Annotated in this window: 6 protein-coding genes and 1 pseudogene; 4 read left to right on the top strand and 3 right to left on the bottom strand. The window is 58.7% G+C overall.

What is annotated here, in order from left to right; all coding sequences use genetic code 11:
* Positions 1-319 precede the first annotated feature (319 nt).
* The 4 genes from arfB to IAE38_RS20650 all read left to right on the top strand — a co-directional run bounded on the left by arfB (position 320) and on the right by IAE38_RS20650 (position 4,485).
* The gene (gene arfB, locus IAE38_RS20665; RefSeq protein ID WP_201164968.1) at positions 320-733 is read left to right on the top strand and encodes an alternative ribosome rescue aminoacyl-tRNA hydrolase ArfB; all 414 of its coding nucleotides are present in this window, start codon (positions 320-322) and stop codon (positions 731-733) included.
* A 55-nt stretch (positions 734-788) separates the two neighbouring features.
* Entirely contained in the window at positions 789-3,536 is a 2,748-nt protein-coding gene (locus tag IAE38_RS20660) for a GAF domain-containing hybrid sensor histidine kinase/response regulator (protein ID WP_236404249.1), read from the top strand.
* Positions 3,537-3,878: 342 nt separating this feature from the next.
* Positions 3,879-4,121, top strand: a complete 243-nt coding sequence (locus IAE38_RS20655; RefSeq protein ID WP_201219046.1) for a hypothetical protein — start codon at positions 3,879-3,881, stop codon at positions 4,119-4,121.
* 94 nt (positions 4,122-4,215) lie between these two features.
* Positions 4,216-4,485, top strand: coding sequence for a DUF3077 domain-containing protein (locus IAE38_RS20650; RefSeq protein WP_201164965.1), 270 nt, complete (start codon positions 4,216-4,218; stop codon positions 4,483-4,485).
* A 152-nt stretch (positions 4,486-4,637) separates the two neighbouring features.
* On the opposite strand, the pseudogene IAE38_RS24430 reads toward IAE38_RS20650, so the two are convergent.
* The 3 genes and pseudogenes from IAE38_RS24430 to IAE38_RS20640 all read right to left on the bottom strand — a co-directional run.
* Positions 4,638-4,757, bottom strand: a pseudogene (locus tag IAE38_RS24430) (mechanosensitive ion channel protein MscS); the annotation flags it as partial.
* Positions 4,720-6,033 (bottom strand): CitMHS family transporter, encoded by a 1,314-nt coding sequence (locus IAE38_RS20645; RefSeq protein ID WP_201219044.1) that lies wholly within the window; start codon positions 6,031-6,033, stop codon positions 4,720-4,722. The gene IAE38_RS20645 and the pseudogene IAE38_RS24430, both read right to left, overlap by 38 nt.
* Before the next feature lie 106 nt (positions 6,034-6,139).
* Positions 6,140-7,072, bottom strand: coding sequence for an SMP-30/gluconolactonase/LRE family protein (locus IAE38_RS20640; protein WP_201164963.1), 933 nt, complete (start codon positions 7,070-7,072; stop codon positions 6,140-6,142).
* Between the last annotated feature and the right edge of the window lie 12 nt (positions 7,073-7,084).

The raw sequence follows: 7,084 nt of genomic DNA, 5'->3' as shown, positions 1-7,084 counted from the left end.
ACGTCCTGCCCATGGCTGCCATCACGCAAACCGCGTCGGCCCTCACACCGACCGTTTTGTGGGAGACGGGTGTGAGCGCACACAGGTGCCCGCATTGATAAAGGTTTCGCCTGCGAGACCGAGCGTCTCCACACCTGCCACCGGCCCGCCCAGCGGGCATAAGGGCGCGATGATAGAGGGTGCCATGGCATGACGCGAGGATTAGTTATGGCAATGAGCTATGGCTCCCCACTAGTCCCCCGCGCCCCTGACTGAACACCCAATGGCGACTCAGCCCCTTGAACGGTGTGATAATGCCCGCAACCACGAAGGCCCTGCCATGCTGACCATCTCCAACAACGTGCACCTGCCCGATGCCGATATCGAACTGACCTACATTCGCGCCCAGGGCGCGGGGGGGCAGAACGTCAACAAGGTGTCCAGCGCCGTGCACCTGCGTTTCGACATCAAGGCGTCGTCGCTGCCCGAGTTCTACAAGGAGCGGCTGCTGGCGCTGCGCGATAGCCGGATTACCAGCGACGGGGTGTTGATCATCAAGGCCCAGCAGTACCGCACCCAGGAGCAGAACCGCGCTGATGCGCTGGCGCGGCTTGTACAGCTGATCATGGGTGCCGGGAAGGTGGAGAAAAAACGCCGCCCTACCAAGCCGACGCTGGGGTCGAAGACGCGGCGGCTGGAAGGCAAGGCCAAGCGAAGTACGGTGAAGGCGGGGCGAGGCAAGGTGGAGTTCTAGGGCTTTATCTTGTTCGAGCGTTGATAATAGCTCGTCGTAAACCCTGGCCGGGATGATGCTTGATAAGCGATTTTCTGGGAGACTTGAATCCTCCAATCGCGCAAAGCACGTCGCGCTTGCGTCTCTGTTTTCCCCATTCAATCTGAACCATGCCGCGCTACAGCATTGCGAGGCCGTTGGGAGATCCCTTTTGCTTTGTGTTCCCAGCGACCTGATCGGCGGCGACCGCCTGTCCCATGTGCTTGAGGCCAGTGAGCGGCTGACCTGTGCCGTTTCGGTGGACCAGGTGGTCGCTGTATTGAGGGATACAGTGCGCGCTGCGGTAGGCGCGCAGGGTATTGCGGTTATTCTCGAAAATGAAGGCCGCTGTTCCTATGTAGCCGAAGACGCAGTCTCTTCGCTCTGGCAGGGCCAAAGCTTCGTGGCCGACGAGTGTATTTCTGGTTGGGCAATGCGCCACGGTGAAACCGTTGCGATTCGGGACGTTTCGGTGGACCCGCGTATCCCCAAAGGCGCCTACGCGCCAACCTTTGTCCGCAGCTTGGTGATGGTACCCATCGGTAGACCGGTTCCAATCTCGGCGCTGGGCGCCTACTGGTCGGACGTTCGTGATCATGATCCCGATACGATCAAACTACTGGAAAGCCTGGCGCGCCTGGCAACGATCGCGATCGAGAACGCGCGCTTGACCCAGGCCCGCAATCGCGAGGCAGCAGTGGGGGCCGCCAAGAACCGGATCCTGGCGCTTGCTGTAGAACCAACGACCCTGGAGGTCACGCTGGATGCAATCGTCCGTGAGGTGGAAGCGCTGTCAACGTCTGGGTTCTTGGGCGGCATCGTGCTTGTCAGGGACGACAGCGACTACCTTGAACATTGCGCCGGCCCGAGTTTGCCTAGCGCTTACATTGACGCAGCCAAAGCCGCTGCCATCGCCCGTTCGTTGTCCAGCCAGAACGCCTTGGCAGCAGCGGCCGACCGTACGAGCAACCCAGGCTGGGACGAGTACAGCGAACTGGCGGTCGGGTATGGGCTGTTCGTTTGTTGGTCAATCCCCATCCGTTCAGCGCAGGGGGGGCTACTGGGTGCTTTCGTCCTTTATCACCGTGAACTGCGTGAGCCCGTGTCGGCAGATATCGAGATCATCGAGTTCGTGGCCCATACGGTCGGGCTGATCGTGCATCGAGCTCGAACGGATTCCGCGATTCGCATCAGCGAGGCGAGGTTGCGCCTTGCCGTGGATCATGCCGATGTGGGGTTCTGGGACGTGGACCTGGTCCACGACACCCTGGTTTGGCCTTCACAAACCAAAGCGATGTTCGGTATCTCGGCTAACGTCTCGGTCACGCTGCAAGACTTCTACGATGGTTTGCACCCCGAGGACCGTGACGCGACCATTGATGCCTTCCTGGCTGCGGCTGATCCAGAACGTCGCGCGCTCTACGAGGTAGACTACCGGACGATTGGCCGTGAGGACGGCATCATTCGCTGGATCGCCGCAAAGGGGCGCGGGGTGTTCGATGCGACCGGTGTCTGTGTGCGTATCACCGGTACGGCGGTTGAAATCACTGCGCGCAAAGCTGCCGAAGAGAAACTGCGAGAGTTGAACGACACGCTGGAGGGGCGAATTATCCAGGCGGTTGCGGAGCGGGAGGAGGTTCAGAAAACGCTGCGCCAGAGCCAGAAGATGGAAGCGATGGGGCAGCTCACCGGCGGTGTCGCCCATGACTTCAACAACTTGCTCACACCCATCGTCGGCACGCTTGATCTGCTCCAGCGGCGCGGCGTTGGAGGCGATCGGGAGCAACGTCTTATCTCGGGCGCCATGCAATCGGCCGAGCGTGCCAAGACACTGGTCCAAAGGCTGCTTGCCTTCGCGCGCCGGCAGCCGTTGCAGACAGCACCGGTCGACGTGGCGAAGCTGCTCACCGACATGGGCGACCTGGTGGCCAGCACGACCGGGCCAAAAATAAAGGTAATCGTCGATGCTCCAGCGAACCTGCCTGCCGCTATCGCCGACCAGAACCAGCTGGAGATGGCGCTTCTGAATCTGTCCGTGAATGCCCGTGACGCCATGGTTGGCGGCGGCATCCTGCGGATTTCTGCCTGCACGGCGCTGGTTGGCGACGGGCATCGTTCCAAGCTGCCGACAGGTGAATATCTCTATTTGACTGTCGCAGATACGGGGACTGGCATGGATGCAGCCACGCTTGGTCGGGCTGTAGAACCGTTCTTTTCCACCAAGGGTGTGGGTAAAGGGACTGGCCTGGGCCTTTCGATGGTGCATGGCCTGGCATTGCAGTTGAATGGTGCCCTCACCATTCAGAGTTCGCCGGATGCCGGTACGAATGTGGAACTGTGGTTGCCGCGCTGCATGACCGTGCCGTCACCGGCATTGCGCAATGTCGAGGTGCCAAAGCCGGCGTCAACGCACGGCATAGCACTGCTGGTGGACGATGAAGAACTGGTCAGGGCGAGCACTTCGTACATGCTGGCCGAGCTGGGTTACCGCGTGATCGAGGCTGGGTCAGGTGAAGAGGCCATGCAACTGATGGCCAGCGGGCAGGTATTCGATCTGTTGATCACCGACCACCTCATGCCGGGCATCAACGGCACAGACCTGGCCCGGGTGGTTCGTGCTTCACAGCCTGGAACCGCGATCTTGCTGGTCTCCGGCTATGCCGAACGGGAAGGCCTTGACCCGGAGCTGCCGCGGCTCAGCAAACCCTTTCGCAAAAGCGAACTTGCAGCAAGCCTTGCCGCTCTTTCTGTGGATTGCCGGGAGCGTGCGCCAGCGGCCTCGTGATCAGTTGCTGGCGGCGCTTTGCGGCCCATCGTCGGCAAGTAGGCTCCCTCAGAAATCAGACTATTCCGCTATCTTGTAGTCCATTTCCCAAAGATACTCTCGGCCATTGTAGTGCTCCGAGTTGGCTACTAGTCTCAGCCGGTCGTTGTTATCCAGCGACCGGCTTTGACAGGCCGACTCAAATTACAATCCATGGTTTGCCTTCAATGGCGGCTGTGCATGGGGCACCCTCGGGTGCGCCGGGTTTCTCAATTTGACCGGTCTGTCAACCCGTGCACAGCTGCCACCCTTTGTTTGACAGCGAATGGCGGTGGTCCCCAAACGCAAATTGAGGGTTACACCATGCTGAAAATCGTCCCTGATCCGCCCTGCAACTTCCACTCTCTTGAAGACACACTGTTGATGGCTACGGACCATGCGCTATGTGCAGAGGCCGTGGCTCAGCAGGCAGTATCGATGTTGCCGAAATCACCCGTCTCTTTGCTGATGACGTCGTCGATGCACGAACTGGAGGCCCTTCGCAGGTTGCTCGATGTTGCGCTGGCTCATGTTCAGAAACCAACAGATCTGCAGGCGATGCACTAACGGCATCATTATCTGCCTGGGCTGACCCTTCGAGTGGCTAGCTTGCCGGTGATAGGGGCGGCCCAGGCACCTGCAACTTGAGGGAGATGATTTTGTGGCTATCGAAGACATTAACTTCACCGTGGGCAAAACCACGTTCTATCAAGGCGAAAACCAGACTCATGCACTGTTTCGCATCGAACCTGGCATCCCTTGCCAGAGCGCCCGCGAGCAAGCCTCGGAACTGATGGGTTACGCCCGCGACCTGACCATCGATGGGCTGATGGAAGACAAGCCCCAGCTCATCTGGGCCTCGCACTACCTCTGCGCGCTGGCCAAAGCACTACTTGATGACGCTGAGCTGGGTATGATGAAAGGCAGTTGAAGGAGGGGTCGTACAGGAGTTATGACTTTCCTGAGGCTGGCGCAATCCGGTAGGAGCTGGCTAGCCGGCGATGGGCTGCAAAGCAGCCCTGGGGTCTAACTGGCCGGCATTAGCTGCGGGCTTGTTTATATGGAGGCAGCGAGGCCAGCGCGTCACGCCTCAGTCATCTGTTCCAGCCTGCGCGGCGCATGTTCCGGAGCCTGCACTGCCCGCCCAGCCAGCCCCACGCGCATGTCATTGCCACTCGGCTGCTGATACAGGCTCAACCCAAACGTCGATGGTGCCAATCGCGATAGCCGCTACGAACATCACGAGGCACGTACCGATGCTCCAGCCGATGGACGCTCGCTGGTTGTCACCGTAGTCCAGGTCGAGCAGTCCACAGAGCAGGTAGGTTGAGGCAACCAGTGGACTGAGCAGATGTACTGGCTGCCCGATCAAACCGGCGATGGCCATTTCTTTAGCGCCGATGCCGTAATGGCTAGCAGTCTCGGCCAGGATGGGGAGAATCCCGAAGTAGAAAGCGTCGTTCGTCAGTACGTAGGTGAAAGGCATGCTGAGGAAGGCCGTGATGACTGACATGAAATGGCCAGCGGATTCAGGGATCACATGGATCAGGCTTTCCGAGATCGCCTTGATCATCCCTGTGCCGGACATGATTCCGACGAAGATGCCAGCGGCGAAGATCAGCAGGGTTACCGCCATGACGTTGTCGGCGTATTTTCCGATGACTTCCTTTTGGTCTTTGACGCTCGGGAAATTCACCAAGACGCCCAGGCCGAAGGCGAGCATAAAGAGGATCGGGAGGGGCATGAGGCTGAGCATCATCATGGTGATCAGCGTGATGGTGAGTACAGCGTTGAAGAGGAAGCGCCAGTCGGTCAGTTTGAACTCGGTGAAGTGGCTCATGACCTCATCATGATCGAGTTGTACGACACCCAGACGACGGCGTTCCCGGCCACCGAGATAGAAGGCCGCGAAAATCACCCAGCCCGCTCCAGCGATCATGAGCGGCAGCATCTCGATGAACAGTTCAGTGATGTCTACGTGCATGGCGCTTGCCGCACGCGAGAAGGGCCCCGCCCAAGGGAGGATGTTCATCACGCCGTTGGTCAGCAACAGAACGGTGGCCAGAACCTGAAGGCTCATCCCTGTGCGTCGATACAGCGGAAGAAGTGCTGCGGTGGTGATGATATAAGTTGTGGCACCATCGCCATCCAGGCCCACGCAGATTCCGAGCACAGCAGTGCCGATGACAATCTTCAGGGGATCGCCTTTCACACACTTGAGGATCAGCTTGATCAGGGGGTTGAACAGGCCCGCATCGGTCATCATGCAGAAGTAGAGGATCGCGAAGGTCAGCATGATCCCGGTTGGGGCCAGCATCTTCACGCCATCGAACATCATCGGCCCAAGCTGGGTTGCAAACCCACCCAGGCTGGCGAATGCAACTGGCACCAGGATGAGGGCAACCAGTGGTGACAGTCGTTTGCTCATGACGAGGTACATGAAGCAAACGATCATTGTGTAGCTCAAGAGTGTGAGCATGTTGCCCTCTTATTATCTGTTTTGTATGAGTCGAAAGGCTCGCCGGGCTCTTTTGGGGGGCGAGCAAAGTCCGTGCGCCATTTGCACAGGGCTACAGCACTAATCCTTAAGATGAAGCGTGCGAGAACATCCGCTTTCCTGAGTGGCCAGGATCAGCCCTCAAGATGTGCCCTGTTGATGAGTCAGTGATGAACAGGCTGCGATTACCTTCCCCACCAAAGGCGAGGTTGGTGAGAGTGCGACCCTCGGTACATGACTTGAATCGATAGAGGGGCATGGCGTGCGAGTCGAATGCCCACACGCAACCATTGCCCGCATCGCAGACATACAGATTGCCTGACTCATCGAGCGCCATACCGTCAGCGCCACTCACGCCCCCTGCCATGGCCGTGAAGATACCCACCTTGGTAGTAGTGCCGTCGGGTTGTAGCGGAAGACGCCAGACTGCGTTCCCGCGAGTCATCGCAACCAATAACGCTTTCTCTTGAAGATCCATCACCAGGCCATTAGGGCTAGGGCCGTTATCCAGCAGACAATCCAGGCGTTGTTGCTCCAGGTCGTAGCGGAAAACTCGACCCGTTGGATCGTGCATGCCCGTCTGACCTTGATCGGTGAAGAAGAGGTGCCCTTGCCCGTCAAAGAACAGATCATTTACACCCTTGAAGCTTTCACTCCGGCGATGCGTCAGGAATGGCTCGATGCGTTTGCTGATCGGATCGAGAACGAGGATCCCGTTCTTGTAGTCGGCAATGAAGATCCGTCCGTCACGATGGATTTTCAAGCCGTTAGGCCAGCCGTCGTATTCAACAACCAGCTCCCAGTCACCTTGTGGGGAAATCCGGAAGATTCGGCCATAAGGGATATCAGTGACATAGAGATTGCCTGCCTGGTCGAAGGAGGGCCCTTCCAAGAAGCTCGCGACTTGCTGGCCTGGCTTGTTAGCTCTGACCCAGTCGGAATCACCATCACGCCAAAACTCTTTCGGCAGTCTGCTGAATACTTCTGTTGGGCGTTCCTCGGGAGGGGCGTACAGGCTCATGGCAAATCTCCA

Source organism: Pseudomonas sp. S32 (genome assembly GCF_016648095.1).
Lineage (GTDB): Bacteria > Pseudomonadota > Gammaproteobacteria > Pseudomonadales > Pseudomonadaceae > Aquipseudomonas > Aquipseudomonas parafulva.
This window is presented reverse-complemented; position numbering and strand designations above follow the sequence as displayed.